Origin of the sequence: Bradyrhizobium sp., from assembly GCF_004799405.1 — a bacterium.
In the GTDB taxonomy this organism is placed as follows: Bacteria; Pseudomonadota; Alphaproteobacteria; order Rhizobiales; family Xanthobacteraceae; genus Bradyrhizobium.
On the sequence record NZ_SSMW01000024.1, the window covers coordinates 25,416 to 39,506 of the forward strand.

Sequence of the window (14,091 nt, forward strand, 5' to 3'; positions counted from 1 at the left end):
CCGCCGGACCAACGATTTTCGGGTTGGTTGTGTTCGTCCTGCAACAGCCACGGCGGTTGAAATCGTCTACTAACAACGAATGGACGGTGCCGATCTGGACCGCTTCCGCTGGGGAAATTCAATATGAAGAGATTAGTGCTCGGGTTGACCGCGGTTGCGGCTTTCACCGGATCGGCCCTCGCGGCCGACCTTCCCGCCCGTACCTACACCAAAGCGCCCGCCATGGTCGCGGTCGTTCCGACCTGGACCGGTTGCTACATCGGCGGAAATGTCGGCGCCGGCTGGTCGAACACCAAGGTGGTCGACGAGGTCGATGGCTTTCCGATCGCGCAGCTGAAAGACACCGCCGTCGTCGGCGGCGGTCAGATCGGCTGCGACTATCAGTTCGCCGGCAACTGGGTGATTGGCGTGCAGGCCATGGCAGACGCATCCGACCTGAAGGCGAGTGCCAACTCGCCGGTCCTCGACCCCTTCACGCTTCACGGCAGCATCCCGTGGTTTGCCACGGCGACCGGCCGGATCGGCTTTGTACCTGCGGCGGACTGGTTGCTTTACGCAAAGGGCGGCGGCGCATGGACCCATACCAATTCCAGCCTCACGTTCGAAGGCGTGGTGGTTGACACCGCCAAGTTCAGTCAGTCCGGCTGGACCGCTGGTGCCGGTGCCGAGTGGAAAGTTGCGGCCAACTGGTCAGTCTTTGCCGAATACAACTATCTGGGCTTCTCGGACAAAGTCGTCATCTCTGCCAGCGGTGGAAATCTCGGTAAAGTTCATCAGGACGTGCAGACCGTCCAGGTCGGCCTGAATTACCGCTTCAACTGGGGCGGCCCGGTGGTTGCGAAATACTGATCCAGCCGTTCGTCGCCACCAAGCTCAAAGCCCCGGCATCATCCGGGGCTTTTTGCGGCCCGCAATTCAAGCCACGCCACCGCAAAAGCGCGTGCTATCATGGTGGAGATCGAACAGCGTGAACAAACACGAACCATAAATATCCGATGAAGATGGCGTTCTGATCGCTGAATCTGCCGGTCGGGAGAACAGGAAATGACGTTCCAAAGAACCATTATCGGGCTTTTGGTGGTGGTGGTCGCCGGTCTTGCGGGAGCGCTCTATATCGAATGGAAAATGGCCGTCCAGCTCCGGACCGTGAAATCCTTTGTCGAGGGCTATGTTTTCGCGGACGCCGTGGCCGCCTGCGAAAGGGCCGAGAGTACCACCCCGTTCAAGTGGAATACCGGAACCAACACGTCCGTACTCGGATTGAACTCGTTCAAGCTCGACAAATACCGGGTGATTTCGAGCTACACGCTGGTCGCCGACGGCGTCTATTGCGATTACGACCCGATCAAGAAGAAGGCGAATATCGGATCGAATTTCCTCGAGCGGGATGATTGAGCCCTTGGTCGTCATCCCTGCGTAACGGCTTCGCCCTTATCGCTGGAGGTGCGCGCGCTTGCGCGCCTCGAAGGATGAGCACAACCACATCCTTCGAGGCTTGCCGAAGAGGCAAGCACCTCAGGATGACGGAATGCGTGGCCCGTTCTGCGCGAGCACTTGATCGATCTGCGCCAGCAGATTCTGCCAAGCCTGATCGATTTCCGTCGACCAATCGGTCCCCAGAAGTTCGCGCAACGTCTGCGCGATCACGCCAAAGAACGCCGCGAACAGCGGGCGCGGCGTGCCATAGGCGTCGTGCGATGACACCTCGCATTCGATCAAGCGAAAATGTCCGGTGCGCTCGCCGGCAAAATCCAGGATGGCGTCGATGGTAAGGGCCAGCATCGAGCCCTTCACGGGGTCGCTGCCCTCGCTGCGGAACATGGCTTCGGCTTCCGGGTGTTGCCGGAACAGACGGCGATAGACCAGCGGCGTCAGATCCTCGCAGCGTTCGGCGGCGAGTTCGAAGCTGCGCTGGATTGGATTGTCTGGTGTCGTCATGTCCCGCGGTACCGTGACCGACGCGAATGCTCGCAAACCATCGCGAAAACAAACCGTCTCGAACATGAAAAAAGAGCAGCGCGATGAAGCCATGCTCAAAAAGAAAAAAGAGCAGGGCGAGGAAGCCCTGCTCTAAAAATTGTGTCGACCCTATTTCCCCGAAAATTTGGATTTGATCTTGATTGACGGGGCGACGCTGCTTGTGCGCGCCAGGGCTCCTCCCGAGACTTGGACCACCAGACTTCGACCTTGCGGCCGGCCTGAGCCCGCACTGGTAGACCATCTTTTTCGTCTTGTCACCATTTTCAGCAACGATTGTTCAAAATTCGGGCAAATGGCGAAATGATCGGGATTTCGCCATTTCTGGTTGCAGGAGAGCCGTGCGAACTAGCTCGGGTAAGCCGAGAAGGTCCGGGAGAGCTGCGAGCCGCGCCGCGCAGGAACACCGGCGGAGACAGGTTATTTCCGTACTGCTCGCCGGAACGGTAAGGCTTTCAAAGCCCCTTCATCGCGGGCAACACCATCTCGCCGGGAACCTTATCTCGACACCCGACTCTCTGCATGATTAGTTGGTGATCTTGAGAGAAGGTGACTTCGCTGATGCGCCGGCGGGTAAGGAAATTTCTTCCAATCTTCCTGGTTGCCCTGATGGTGCAGGTATTCGCACCGATCGGAGCGACCTGGGCGGCCAGCATCGCCGCTTCCGATCCGCTGCATGCTTCGTCGCCGATCTGCTCGACTCATGAAGCCTCGACCCCGGGACAGGCCGACCCATCCGGCCAGCAGCGCGCCCATGAAGGCTGCTGCTCGGTTTGCAGCGTGCTCCATACCGGCGCGCCGCTCGATACGCCGCAGGCCGCTGTCCCGATGCGTTATCGCCTGCCGGGGCAGGTGGTATGGCTCGCAATCGCGCCGGACCTGTCCGGTTCCCGAGCCGGTTCCCACGCCCAGGCGCGAGCACCACCGCGGTTGACGTGAACTTGGCGGCCACAGGCCGTTCCGATGCGTTCACAACTCAACATCGCGGTGAATCGTTATGTCTGTCCGTTTTCGGCGCGCGGGCCTGCCAGGGCCCGCAATACTGCTTGCGATACTGTTCGTGCCCTTCGGCAAGGCCGTCGCTCACGAAATCGTCGGCAACCGCTTCTTTCCCGCAACGCTTGGGATCGACGATCCCGGCGTCAACGACGAGTTGGCGTTCCCGACCGTTGACAGCTTCAAGACCGGCGACGATCCATCGGTGAGGCAGAGCGATATTTCCGGAGAGTTTTCCAAGCGGATCACCGAGGCGTTCGCGGTGTCGTTTTCCCCGACCTACACCCATCTCGGCGCACCCGGTGGGCTGACGGGCATGGGCGCAAGTGGATTCCAGGATCTGGAGACCACCTTCAAATACCGCGTGTTCAGGGATCCCGAGCACGAGTTCGTGATGTCGGTTGGACTAAGCGTCGAATGGGGCGGGACGGGATCCAAGAGCGTGGGTGCAGACCCCTTCAATACCTACACGCCGACGTTTTATTTCGGCAAGGGTCTCGGCGATCTGCCTGACACGTTGTCCTGGATTCGTCCGGTTGCAATCACCGGCCAGGTTGGTTATGCGCTTCCAGGGCAGCGCTCGACCACCAGCTTTGGGACCGATCCCAATACCGGCGGTCCAATGCTCGACACCGAATTCAATCCGCAAGTGCTGAATTGGGGGGCGACGCTCCAATACAGCATGCCCTATCTCAAATCGGCGGTCATCGATCTGGGCTTGCCTGATTTCATCAATCACCTGATCCCGCTGGTTGAAGGCTCGTTCCAGACACCGGTCGCAAACACCTTCACCTCCGGAACGAGGACCACGGGCACCATTCAGCCGGGCATCGTCTGGGTCGGGAATACCTTCCAGTTCGCTGTCGAGGCCCTGATTCCGGTCAACCGCCAGAGTGGGACCAATGTCGGCGTGATCGCGCAACTGCACTTGTTCCTAGACGACATCGACCCGCGCGGGATCGGCAAACCGATCTTTGGTCCGGCCACCCAACCCACCCCGCTTTTCAGGAATTGACCATGCGCCATTCACCGCTTGCTTCTGTTTTCGCAACGATCCCCCTCTTGTTGCTGCTGACGGGACACGCCGGCGCGCACGCTCTTCTCGACCATGCGGAGCCTCGTGTCGGCAATACCGTGGCGACGGCTCCAAGTGAGGTGACGCTGTGGTTCACGCAAAAGCTGGAGTCGGCATTCAGTACCATCACCGTGACCAATGCTGCCGGCCAGCGCATCGATTCCGGGAAAACCCGTGTCAGTGACACCCAGATGTCGATCTCGTTACGTCCCGGCGGTACCGGAACCTATCACGTGACGTGGCACGTTCTCTCGGTGGACACGCATACGACGGATGGCAGCTTCACATTTAAAGTTGGCCCGTAAAAGCTCCGGAGCGGACCGATGGATTGGCTCGGAGCGGGGATCGACGTTCCCTTGATCGTCATTCGCGCCATACACCTTGCGGCAACGGCGGTAATGACGGGAACCCTGGTTTTCCGTGCGGTGGTGACCGATGCCGCCATCCATTCGTCCAATCCGGTGGTTATGATCGTCCGCGCGCAAACCCTTCGCGTCGCCTGGGCCTGCCTCGCAGTATCGGTCGTATCCGGCCTAGCCTGGCTGTTGCTGGCGGCCGCATCCATAAGCGGTCTTCCGTTCCGGGAGGCGATGACACCCAGTCTGCTGTCGACGGTCGTGAATGATACGCAATTCGGATTGGTCTCGGAAATTCGCGTCGTGATGGCCGTTATTCTGGCGGGCTGTCTGGCGTATGACCGGGTTCCGCTGGTACGCGGGCTCGCCTTGGCAATGTCTCTCGGCCTGACCGCGGCGATTGCCTGGACCGGGCACGCGGGATCGACCGCTGGTGAAATGGGAATCTTTCACCTGACTGCCGATATTCTCCATCTCTTCGCCGCCGCAACCTGGGTCGGAGGCCTCGTATCGCTGGTACTGCTGTTGTCGATCACCCGGCGCGATCGGACTGATGCGGGCATGTCGTTTGCCCGGGAAGCTACCCAAAGCTTTTCGACGATGGGCCTCACCATCGTTGTGGTGATCTTCGCAACCGGCATCGTCAACGCGTGGATCCTGGTTGGCTCCCTGCACGGATTGATCGGCACCGAATACGGACGGCTCCTGATGCTGAAGACGGCGCTGTTTGCCGGTATGCTTTCGGTCGCAGGCGTCAATCGATACTGGCTGACGCCGGGGCTTGCCTCTCCGTCGGAAGACCGGCCGCCGGTCGAGGTGCTTCGCCTGCTGACGCGTGGCAGCCTGATCGAGATCGCTCTGGCATCGGTGATTTTCGCCATCGTCGGGATGCTGGGGACGTTGCATCCCGCAACCCACGCTCTGTAACTGCAAGTTCGTTGAAAGCGCACGAGAGGACCAAAATGCATATCGAAAGACGAGCGTTCCCATCGGTCACATGCGTCATCGCGTGCGCCGCAATGCTGTGTTGTTTTTTGGCCGCACCCGCATGCGCCCAGGAGGTCAAGGCCGGCGATCTCGTGATTACGCAGGCCTGGAGCCGCGCCACGCCGGGGGGCGCGAAAATCGCAGGCGGATATCTGACTATCGAGAACAAGGGCGCCACGGCGGATCGGCTGCTCGGCGGCTCGGGGGAGGTTGCGGGCAAAATCGAGGTCCACGAGATGGCCATGAACAACGGCGTGATGACGATGCGTCCGCTCGACGGCGGTCTGACGATCGATCCCGGCAAGACCGTCAAGCTGGCGCCAGGGGGATATCACCTGATGTTTTCCGATCTCAAGAAACCCCTCAGGCAGGGCGACAAGGTGCCGGTCACTCTTGAGTTCGAAAAGGCCGGCAAGGTATCCCTCTCGTTCGATGTGCAAGGCGTAGGGGCGCAGGGGCCCGGCGCCGGATCAGGCGGCATGGACATGAAAAAGATGCCCGGTGGCGCGAAGATGTGAGGCCGATGATGTCCAGGGTTAGCTTTTCGCGTTTGCTGATCGCGCTCGCCACGCTCGCTGCCTTGGCTTGCAAGCCGGTGTTCGCCGAACTCGCGATTCACATTCATGCAGAGAAGGCCATGTTTCAGGTTCTGATGTTGCCGGGGCGAGTCGGCGCCGACAGCTTCGTTCTGCAACTGATGGACGGCGAGGGAAACCTGCTCAAGGCCAGGGAAGCCACGTTGACCCTGAGCCTGCCCGGGCGCGGCGTCACACCCTTGGAGCGCAAGGCCACATCGGGCGCGGACGGCTATTGGCACGTTCGCGACGTGCCGATTCCTTATCCCGGCCGCTGGCACGTCCGTATCGATGTCCTGACGGCCGGCTCCGACAGGATTACGCTGGAAGACGAGCTCAACGTACCCGCGCGCTAGCCAATCTCTTTGAGGTTTTTCATTCACCCCGCGGTTTGTGACCTGTTCGCGCCATAATCGCGCGGTCAAAATCGTCGGCAAAACAACAGGAAATCCGCTGGTTTAGCGGCCTTTTCCCGACGCCCGCCCTTGTGTTTTCATACCCGATCCGGTTTCACTGCTGGCCTGCCGTCTCTCACCGATTCTTCCGAGTATATCCATGCGATTGTCGCGATTCTTTCTGCCCATCCTCAAAGAGAATCCGAAAGAGGCCGAGATCGTGTCGCATCGCCTGATGCTGCGCGCCGGCATGATGCGGCAGGAAGCGGCGGGCATTTACGCCTGGCTGCCGCTGGGCTTGCGAGTGCTGAAGAAGATCGAGCAGATTGTCCGCGAAGAGCAAAACCGCGCCGGCGCGCTCGAGCTGTTGATGCCGACGCTGCAACTGGCGGACCTGTGGCGCGAGAGCGGGCGCTATGATGCCTATGGCCCGGAAATGCTGCGCATTACCGACCGGCACAAGCGCGAGCTGCTCTACGGGCCCACCAATGAGGAAATGATCACCGAGATTTTCCGAAGCTACGTGAAATCCTACAGGAGCCTGCCGCTCAACCTCTATCACATCCAGTGGAAATTCCGCGACGAGCAGCGGCCGCGCTTCGGCGTGATGCGCGGCCGCGAATTCCTCATGAAGGACGCCTATTCGTTCGATGTCGACGAGGCCGCGGCGCGTCGCTCCTACAACCGGATGTTCGTCGCGTATTTGCGCACCTTCGCGCGGATGGGGTTGAAGGCGATCCCGATGCGCGCTGAAACCGGCCCGATCGGCGGCGATCTCAGCCACGAATTCATCGTGCTGGCCGAAACCGGCGAGTCCGCGGTTTATTGCGACAGCGATGTGCTCGATCTGCCGGTGCCCGGCGAGGAGATCGACTATGACGGCGATCTCGGCCCCATCATCAAGCAATGGACTTCAGTCTACGCCGCCACCGAAGACGTCCACGACGCGGCGCGCTTCGACCGCGAGGTCCCCGCCGGCAAGAAGCTGCAGACCAGGGGCATCGAGGTCGGTCAAATCTTCTATTTCGGCACCAAATATTCCGACACGATGAAGGCTTTTGTCGCGGGCGCCGATGGCGCCGAGGTGGCGGTACATGGCGGCTCCTACGGTGTCGGGGTCTCGCGTCTGGTCGGCGCGATCATCGAGGCCTGTCACGACGATGCCGGCATCAAATGGCCGGAAGCGGTAGCGCCGTTCAAGGCGGCAATCCTGAATTTGAAGCAGGGCGCCGAAGATACGGATGCCGCCTGCGAACGGCTTTATCGCGAACTCACCGCCAAAGGCGTCGAGGTTTTGTACGACGACACCGACCAGCGCGCCGGCGCGAAATTCGCCGCCGCCGACCTGATCGGCATTCCGTGGCAGGTTCTGGTCGGCCCGAAAGGGCTCGCCGAAGGCAAGCTGGAGATCAAGCGGCGCAGCGACGGGATGCGGGAGAACCTCAGTCCGGCTGATGTCGTGGCGCGGTTGACTTCGTGAGCAATTATCCACCGCTGTTGCCGCGATATCGGCCGTGGCGGCTACAATTAGCCCGAATCGTGTGAAAATCGAACTATGGATGAAGCCATGAGCGAGCCAGTTCGGACCCCACCTTTCGCGCCATTCGAATGGCTGCTGTCCGGACGCTATTTGCGGGCACGTCGCAAGGAAGGCTTCATTTCCGTCATCGCCGGCTTTTCGTTTCTGGGCATCATGCTCGGGGTTGCCACGCTCATCATCGTGATGGCCGTCATGAACGGCTTCCGAAAGGAGTTGCTGGACAAGATTCTCGGCCTCAACGGCCATCTTTTGGTTCAGCCGTTGGAATCGCCGCTGACCGACTGGAAAGACGTCGCCGATCGCATCAACCAGGTAGCGGGCATCCGCCTCGCGGCACCCGTGGTGGATGGCCAGGCGCTGGCATCCTCGCCGTTCAATGCGTCCGGCGTGCTGGTTCGCGGCATTCGCGCCGACGACCTCAACAACCTCACCTCGATTGCCAAGAACATCAAGCAGGGCACGCTCGAGGGATTCGACGAAGGGCAGGGCGTCGCCATCGGCCGCCGGCTCGCCGATCAACTGTCGCTGCATGCCGGCGACAGCATCACGCTGGTGGCGCCGCGGGGAGCGGTGACCCCGATGGGCATTACGCCGCGCATCAAGCCGTACAAGATTGCCGCGGTATTCGAGATCGGCATGACGGAATACGATGCGAGCTTTGTGTTCATGCCGCTTCCGGAGGCGCAGGCCTATTTCAACCGCGCCAACGACGTGACCGCGATCGAGGTGTTCACCACCAATCCCGACAAGATCGACGTCTTCCGCAAGACCGTGACCGAAGCCGCCGGCCGGCCGGTATTTCTGGTGGATTGGCGGCAGCGCAACTCAACCTTCTTCAATGCGCTTCAGGTCGAGCGTAACGTGATGTTTCTGATTCTCACCATGATCGTACTGGTCGCGGCGCTCAATATCGTGTCGGGCCTGATCATGCTGGTAAAGGACAAGGGCAGCGATATCGCGATTCTGCGCACCATGGGCGCCTCGCAAGGCTCGATCATGCGGGTGTTCCTGATCACGGGCGCCGCGATCGGCGTGGTCGGCACGCTGACCGGGCTTTTTGTCGGGATGCTGATCTGCCTCAATATCGAGTCGATCCGGCAATTCCTGTCCTGGCTCACCAACACCGAATTGTTTTCGCCCGAACTCTACTTCCTCTCCAAGCTGCCGGCCGAGATCGATTTCGGCGAGACCAGCGCGGTGGTGATCATGGCCTTGACGCTGTCTTTCCTCGCTACGCTTTATCCGTCCTGGCGTGCTGCGCGTCTCGATCCCGTCGAAGCGCTCCGGTACGAGTGAGGGATAGATGGAGCAGGGGGCAGAAGATGTACCGGTCGTTTATCTCCACGAGATAAAGCGCCAGTACGTCCAGGGCGAAACCACCCTGACGATCCTCGATGGCGTCAAGCTCGCGCTGTGGGCGGGACAGTCGGTGGCGCTGGTGGCGCCGTCGGGCGCCGGCAAATCGACGCTCTTGCATATCGCGGGCCTGCTCGAAAGCCCCGATGACGGCGAAGTCTATGTCGGCGGCGCGCCGACCTCGCAATTGTCGGATATCGAGCGAACCCAGATCCGCCGCACCGACATCGGCTTTGTCTATCAGTCGCACCGGCTGCTGCCGGAATTCTCCGCGCTTGAGAACGTTATGCTGCCGCAGATGATCTGTGGCCTCAAGCGCGCCGAAACCGTCAAACGCGCCACCGAAATCCTGACCTATCTGGGTCTCGGCGAGCGCATCAAGCACCGGCCGGCCGAACTGTCCGGCGGCGAGCAACAGCGGGTGGCGATCGCGCGGGCGGTCGCCAACGCGCCGCGCGTGCTGTTTGCGGATGAGCCGACCGGAAATCTCGATCCAAACACCGCCGACCACGTCTTCGGGGCGCTGATGCAACTGGTCAGGGCGACGCGGGTAGCGATGCTGATCGCGACCCATAACATGGAACTGGCCGGCCGGATGGACCGGCGGGTGTCGCTGGTTGACGGTCGGGTGGTGGAACTGGACTAGCTCAGTAAGCGCGGGGATGGCGTCTGTGGCGTCGTCCCCACGGCTCCTGATACGCGTTCGCATAATACGGATTGACGATGCACTCCGCCGCGCGGCCCGACGCAGTCGCGGCGCACTGAGCCAATGAGTTGTAGCTGCAGTCGATATATTGGATGGGAGCGTATACCTGGATGCAAACCGGATAGTCCGGAGCGTACATCTGGGCCCGTGCCGGCACGGTTGCCCAGATCGTTCCGATCGCCAAAATCGCTAAAGCCAGAATGCGCATCAGTATTTCCTCCGGAATAGCCGGCTGCGGCCAGGCAGCCGTGCGACCTTAGCCTTGTAATAGGGATTCGCGGCGGTCGTTCCGCAGGGCACTCCCCCCGGCACCAGTCCGCGTTAACCAAGCGGTTTTTTAAAGGCCGTTTTTTCAAAGCGATCCCCTCCCTCGGCTCTTGACTGGGGATTATCCGGTTGACACCACAAGCCCCCAAAGGTAGTCAGGGCGACACCAAATCAGGTGATTTGGTTGGCGCGCCCGATGTCGAAATAACGCCCGCGATGATCGATGCGGGCGCTGAAGTTATTTGGCGGTTTTTCGACGAGACGATCCCTTACGGCTCCTCGTTCGGTGAGCTTGTGGCAAGGGAGGTTTTTCTGGCCATGAATGTATCGCGGGAGCGATCATAGCGTTGAACATGGAGCCCGCGAAGTCATTCAGGGTGTTTGTCAGTTCTATGTAGCTTTCAAATTCCTGGGTTAAGTCTTCCCACTCCTTCTTCAGGAGTGATTTGGCTCTGGGGCTATCGGAATCTGGGGTGGGGATAACCAAGATTTTGGCCACCCTTTCAGTCTCATCTTGCACAAACGAAAATGGCGAGTGGAGCGCGTCATTGCGGTTGTGTCGTAGAGTGCCATCAATGCGGTTTAGCAGCCAAAGAATATCCTCCCGCTGGGGAGCGGACAACTGCGTTGCGACCTCCGTAGCAACCCGCAACATTTTTCGTTGAACAAAGTCGCTATCTGTCGAATGCCAGATCGAAACTCCCATTTTTCGGGAGTGAGACTTTATTATTAACTCAAATAGGTAAGATAGATTCTGGTGAAGCTCGTTCCACAAGAATACGAGTTCGCCTAAATAGATACCATATGGACGAAAGGCCCGTCTCAGTTGGGTCTGAGTCATCCGCCTGTCTTTGGTCTTTCGAGAACGTTTCATGGCACAAAAGAAATCCGACGATCAATACAGCCCGGAAGAAGCGAAAGAGCGCATGAGGGCGGCACTGCTAGGTGCGCGCGTGGCCGGGCACGTGCCCATGAAAGCGAAGCCAAAGGCCAAGAAAACCAAGCCACGCAAACGTCAGAAGGCATCCTCGAAATGACACTTATTACAACGGAACATATCCCGACTGTCGGGGCTACTTACGGGGCGCAGGAAAGAAGTAATTCCATCAGCCCAGCATATGGGACAAGGGTAATCAGTCCCGCCCTCGATAGGAAAATTCGTCGCTCGCTCCGTCGTCGCATGAGCCTTCTCGCGTTCCGCACTAAGATTCAGCTTTTCTTGCTCAATTTGCGCGAGCTTTTTATCAATGTCCGCTATCTCTCTTTGTCTGTTGCTCGCATAATCCAGAGCCAATTGTTTCAGCTTCTCAAGAATGCTGGCCATAGGTCTAACCCCCGCTAGAAAGCAACTCTAGCGCGTCCGCCAGTATTTGACGAATCGAGGCTTTGGTTTTGGATGCTGCTTCGCCCGCCAGCGCAGGAAACGCCGCGCGAGCCGCTTGAAGTCTGGCTTAGTGACGCCCCCGATACGTCAAACGCTTGCCAGCCGCACCTTTGATGGCAAGCGTTCGCCGTTCCCCATCGTTGACGCCCAGCGCCACGCGGTTGGAATAACGGAAGTCAAATTCTGAAAGATAGCGGTGCAGATGCTTCTCGGCGCAATGCTGGTAGACGCCCTTCATGCCGCGCTTGAAGATCGAATAGAAGCCTTCCACCGTATTGGTATAGGCGTCGCCGCGCACGTATTCGTCCCGGCTGTGGTTCACGGTGTCATGGCTTGCAAACTCGCGGCCAACTTCTTTGTAAGAGCCATGTTCATCCGTCATCAGTTTGGCTTCGCGGCTAAGATTGGCTCGCAAGATCGGTGCAATGTCGGCAATGCGATTGCTGTCCAGATGAAAGCTGCGGGCAGAACCACCACGTTCCACAAGAGTAAGCACGGTGTTCATGTTGGACGTGCCAAGGCGACCCTTTTTGGGCTGGCCTTCCAGATGGCCGAAATAGGTTTCGTCTGCTTCCACGGCGTTGCCACCACCGCCCAGAGGGCTGAGGCCCCCAGCGCGCATTGACTCGCGGATGCGGTGAGCCATGAACCACGCGGCTTCGTAACCGATCTGTAGCGTCCTGTGCAGTTGATGGGCAGAAACGCCCTTCTTGCTGGAGGTCATCAGGTGGAAGGCTTGCAGCCACTTGTGCAGGGCAATGTGCGACCGCTCCATAACGGTCTTCATGGTCACGGAAAAGTCCTTCCGGCAACCTTGTTCGGCGCAGCGGTAAACGCCGGGGCGTTTGGTTTTGTATGCGCTGTCCACAATGCCGCAATGCGGGCAAACCGGGCCATCGGCCCAAAGGATGCTTTCCAGCATCGCTCTGGCGGCTTCGTCGTTCTGAAAGTGGGGTTCGGCAAACAGGCTGGTTTTGGGCATGGCCATCGTCCTTTGATGGTCATTAACCTATATCATGTGGCTTGTGGTGTCAACCGGATAATCGCCCTCTTGACTCCTGGAACAAAAAAGGAACAATGTTCTTCTTATGTTCCAATCTAAGGAGGCGGGCATGTTGAAGACTTTTGTAGAAGAGGCTGCGGCGCTGGCGTCGATCGTGCTTTTCGTTGGGATGATCGCGGTCTGGGCGCAACTGATTCCCCAGCTCTGAAGGCGTCTTTCCGGAGTTCAGTCTCCGGGCAGGGCTTGGGGAAAAGGGTCTTGGGGAAAAGCGGGACACCGGGCTGGAAACGTGGGTTCCGCGTGGACAGTTCCGGTGCGAGGCACCACCATCAAGGGGCGAGTCGGCCTTCGCAGGCGGCGGCGCTTCCTCAAGTCCCAGTGATCGCTCACCGCCATGATGCAGAAGCCTTCGGCAACCATGCCCAATGCCGGATTTGTCCATCTCCACGTCCACTCGGCCTATTCGCTGCTGAAGGGGTCGATCAAGATCCAGAAGCTCGGTGAGTTGGCCAAGGCCGACCGCCAGCCGGCGCTGGCATTGACCGATACCGACAACATGTTCGGGGCGCTGGAGTTCTCCGACAAGATGGCGGCCTACGGCATCCAGCCGATCATCGGCTGCGAGCTGGCGGTCGATTTCGGCGATCAGGACCCGAATGCACGCAATGTGCTGGCGGCGGGCCCGTCACGAATCGTGCTGCTGGCGGCGCGCGAACGGGGTTATCGCAGCCTGATGCGGCTGAACTCGCGGGCATTCCTCGAAACCCCCGTTCACCAGGCTCCTCATATCAAGTTCGAATGGTTGCAGGGCGATGCCGAGGATCTGATCGCCCTGACCGGCGGCCCTGAAGGTCCGATCTCGCTGGCGATCAATGCCGATCATGCAGGCCTCGCGGCGTCCCGCTGCGACCGGCTGGCGACGTTGTTTGGCGACCGCCTCTATATCGAGTTGCAGCGTCACGGCCTCGACAAGGAGCGCCGCGCCGAATCCGCGCTGATCGATCTTGCCTATACCAGGGGATTTCCGCTGGTTGCGACCAACGAGCCGTATTTTGCGGCCGCGGACGATTACGAAGCCCACGATGCGCTGCTTTGCATCGCCGGCGGGCGTCTCATCGCCGAAACCGATCGCGATCAACTTACACCGGATCATCGCTTCAAGACCCGCGCCGAAATGGCGGTGCTGTTCGCAGACATTCCGGAAGCGCTGGCCTCCACGGTCGAGATCGCCGAGCGCTGCGCATTCCGCCCCGTCACGCGCAAGCCGATTCTGCCGCGGTTCACCGTCGGCAAGGGCGCCAATGCCGCGAACTCCGAAAGCGACGAGACCGCCGAATTGCGCCGTCAGGCGGAAGAAGGGCTGGTCAAGCGTCTGATCCTGAACGGCTGCGCGCCGGGGGTCAGCGAAGAGGAATATCGCGAACGCCTGAGTTTCGAACTCGGCGTCATCGAGCGCATGAAATATCCCGGCTAT

Annotated in this window: 19 protein-coding genes; 15 read left to right on the forward strand and 4 right to left on the reverse strand. The window is 59.8% G+C overall.

Features of this window, described 5'->3' with window-relative positions:
• Positions 1-144 precede the first annotated feature (144 nt).
• Both E7813_RS04200 and E7813_RS04205 read left to right on the forward strand, forming a co-directional pair.
• Positions 145-849 carry an outer membrane beta-barrel protein gene (locus E7813_RS04200; RefSeq protein WP_291571183.1) on the forward strand — a complete coding sequence of 235 codons (705 nt, stop codon included), beginning with the start codon at positions 145-147 and terminating at the stop codon, positions 847-849.
• 195 nt (positions 850-1,044) lie between these two features.
• Positions 1,045-1,395 (forward strand): hypothetical protein, encoded by a 351-nt coding sequence (locus tag E7813_RS04205; RefSeq protein WP_291571185.1) that lies wholly within the window; start codon positions 1,045-1,047, stop codon positions 1,393-1,395.
• Positions 1,396-1,515: 120 nt separating this feature from the next.
• On the opposite strand, the gene E7813_RS04210 is transcribed toward E7813_RS04205, so the two are convergent.
• Entirely contained in the window at positions 1,516-1,938 is a 423-nt protein-coding gene (locus tag E7813_RS04210) for a globin (protein ID WP_291571187.1), read from the reverse strand.
• Here E7813_RS04210 and E7813_RS04215 point away from each other — a divergent pair.
• The 10 genes from E7813_RS04215 (at position 1,937) to E7813_RS04260 (ending at position 9,903) form a co-directional block, all read left to right on the forward strand.
• The gene (locus E7813_RS04215; RefSeq protein ID WP_291571189.1) at positions 1,937-2,074 is read left to right on the forward strand and encodes a hypothetical protein; all 138 of its coding nucleotides are present in this window, start codon (positions 1,937-1,939) and stop codon (positions 2,072-2,074) included. The genes E7813_RS04210 and E7813_RS04215 overlap by 2 nt on opposite strands.
• Before the next feature lie 452 nt (positions 2,075-2,526).
• Positions 2,527-2,916, forward strand: coding sequence for a DUF2946 domain-containing protein (locus tag E7813_RS04220; RefSeq protein WP_291571191.1), 390 nt, complete (start codon positions 2,527-2,529; stop codon positions 2,914-2,916).
• Between the two features lie 58 nt (positions 2,917-2,974).
• Positions 2,975-3,988, forward strand: coding sequence for a hypothetical protein (locus tag E7813_RS04225; protein ID WP_291571192.1), 1,014 nt, complete (start codon positions 2,975-2,977; stop codon positions 3,986-3,988).
• Positions 3,989-3,990: 2 nt separating this feature from the next.
• Entirely contained in the window at positions 3,991-4,353 is a 363-nt protein-coding gene (locus E7813_RS04230) for a copper resistance CopC family protein (RefSeq protein ID WP_291571194.1), read from the forward strand.
• Positions 4,354-4,371: 18 nt separating this feature from the next.
• Positions 4,372-5,331: a copper homeostasis membrane protein CopD gene (gene copD, locus E7813_RS04235; protein WP_291571196.1), complete on the forward strand. Its 960-nt coding sequence runs from the start codon at positions 4,372-4,374 to the stop codon at positions 5,329-5,331.
• A gap of 92 nt (positions 5,332-5,423) precedes the next feature.
• Entirely contained in the window at positions 5,424-5,909 is a 486-nt protein-coding gene (locus E7813_RS04240) for a copper chaperone PCu(A)C (protein WP_291571214.1), read from the forward strand.
• An 8-nt stretch (positions 5,910-5,917) separates the two neighbouring features.
• Positions 5,918-6,322 carry a hypothetical protein gene (locus E7813_RS04245; protein ID WP_363331150.1) on the forward strand — a complete coding sequence of 135 codons (405 nt, stop codon included), beginning with the start codon at positions 5,918-5,920 and terminating at the stop codon, positions 6,320-6,322.
• Positions 6,323-6,521: 199 nt separating this feature from the next.
• Positions 6,522-7,841, forward strand: coding sequence for a proline--tRNA ligase (proS, locus tag E7813_RS04250; RefSeq protein ID WP_291571198.1), 1,320 nt, complete (start codon positions 6,522-6,524; stop codon positions 7,839-7,841).
• A gap of 75 nt (positions 7,842-7,916) precedes the next feature.
• On the forward strand, positions 7,917-9,197 hold the full coding sequence (locus E7813_RS04255) for a lipoprotein-releasing ABC transporter permease subunit (protein WP_291571200.1): 1,281 nt from the start codon (positions 7,917-7,919) through the stop codon (positions 9,195-9,197).
• A 7-nt stretch (positions 9,198-9,204) separates the two neighbouring features.
• On the forward strand, positions 9,205-9,903 hold the full coding sequence (locus E7813_RS04260) for an ABC transporter ATP-binding protein (protein ID WP_291571202.1): 699 nt from the start codon (positions 9,205-9,207) through the stop codon (positions 9,901-9,903).
• 1 nt (position 9,904) lies between these two features.
• Here E7813_RS04260 and E7813_RS04265 read toward each other — a convergent pair whose 3' ends face one another.
• Positions 9,905-10,171 carry a DUF3551 domain-containing protein gene (locus E7813_RS04265; RefSeq protein ID WP_291571204.1) on the reverse strand — a complete coding sequence of 89 codons (267 nt, stop codon included), beginning with the start codon at positions 10,169-10,171 and terminating at the stop codon, positions 9,905-9,907.
• 188 nt (positions 10,172-10,359) lie between these two features.
• Between E7813_RS04265 and E7813_RS04270 the strand changes: the two genes are divergently transcribed.
• Positions 10,360-10,575 carry a hypothetical protein gene (locus tag E7813_RS04270; RefSeq protein ID WP_291571206.1) on the forward strand — a complete coding sequence of 72 codons (216 nt, stop codon included), beginning with the start codon at positions 10,360-10,362 and terminating at the stop codon, positions 10,573-10,575.
• A 527-nt stretch (positions 10,576-11,102) separates the two neighbouring features.
• Complete coding sequence (locus E7813_RS04275) at positions 11,103-11,267, forward strand: hypothetical protein (protein ID WP_291571208.1); 165 nt, start codon at positions 11,103-11,105, stop codon at positions 11,265-11,267.
• Here the strand turns inward: E7813_RS04275 and E7813_RS04280 are convergent.
• Both E7813_RS04280 and E7813_RS04285 read right to left on the reverse strand, forming a co-directional pair.
• Positions 11,246-11,554 (reverse strand): hypothetical protein, encoded by a 309-nt coding sequence (locus E7813_RS04280; RefSeq protein WP_291571209.1) that lies wholly within the window; start codon positions 11,552-11,554, stop codon positions 11,246-11,248. The genes E7813_RS04275 and E7813_RS04280 overlap by 22 nt on opposite strands.
• A gap of 127 nt (positions 11,555-11,681) precedes the next feature.
• A complete protein-coding gene (locus E7813_RS04285; protein ID WP_291571211.1) occupies positions 11,682-12,596 on the reverse strand; it encodes an IS1595 family transposase in 915 nt (304 codons plus the stop codon).
• A gap of 439 nt (positions 12,597-13,035) precedes the next feature.
• On the opposite strand from E7813_RS04285, the gene E7813_RS04290 reads away from it, so the two are divergent.
• Positions 13,036-14,091: PHP domain-containing protein (locus E7813_RS04290; RefSeq protein WP_291571216.1), on the forward strand; the 1,056-nt coding region annotated here is incomplete at its 3' end.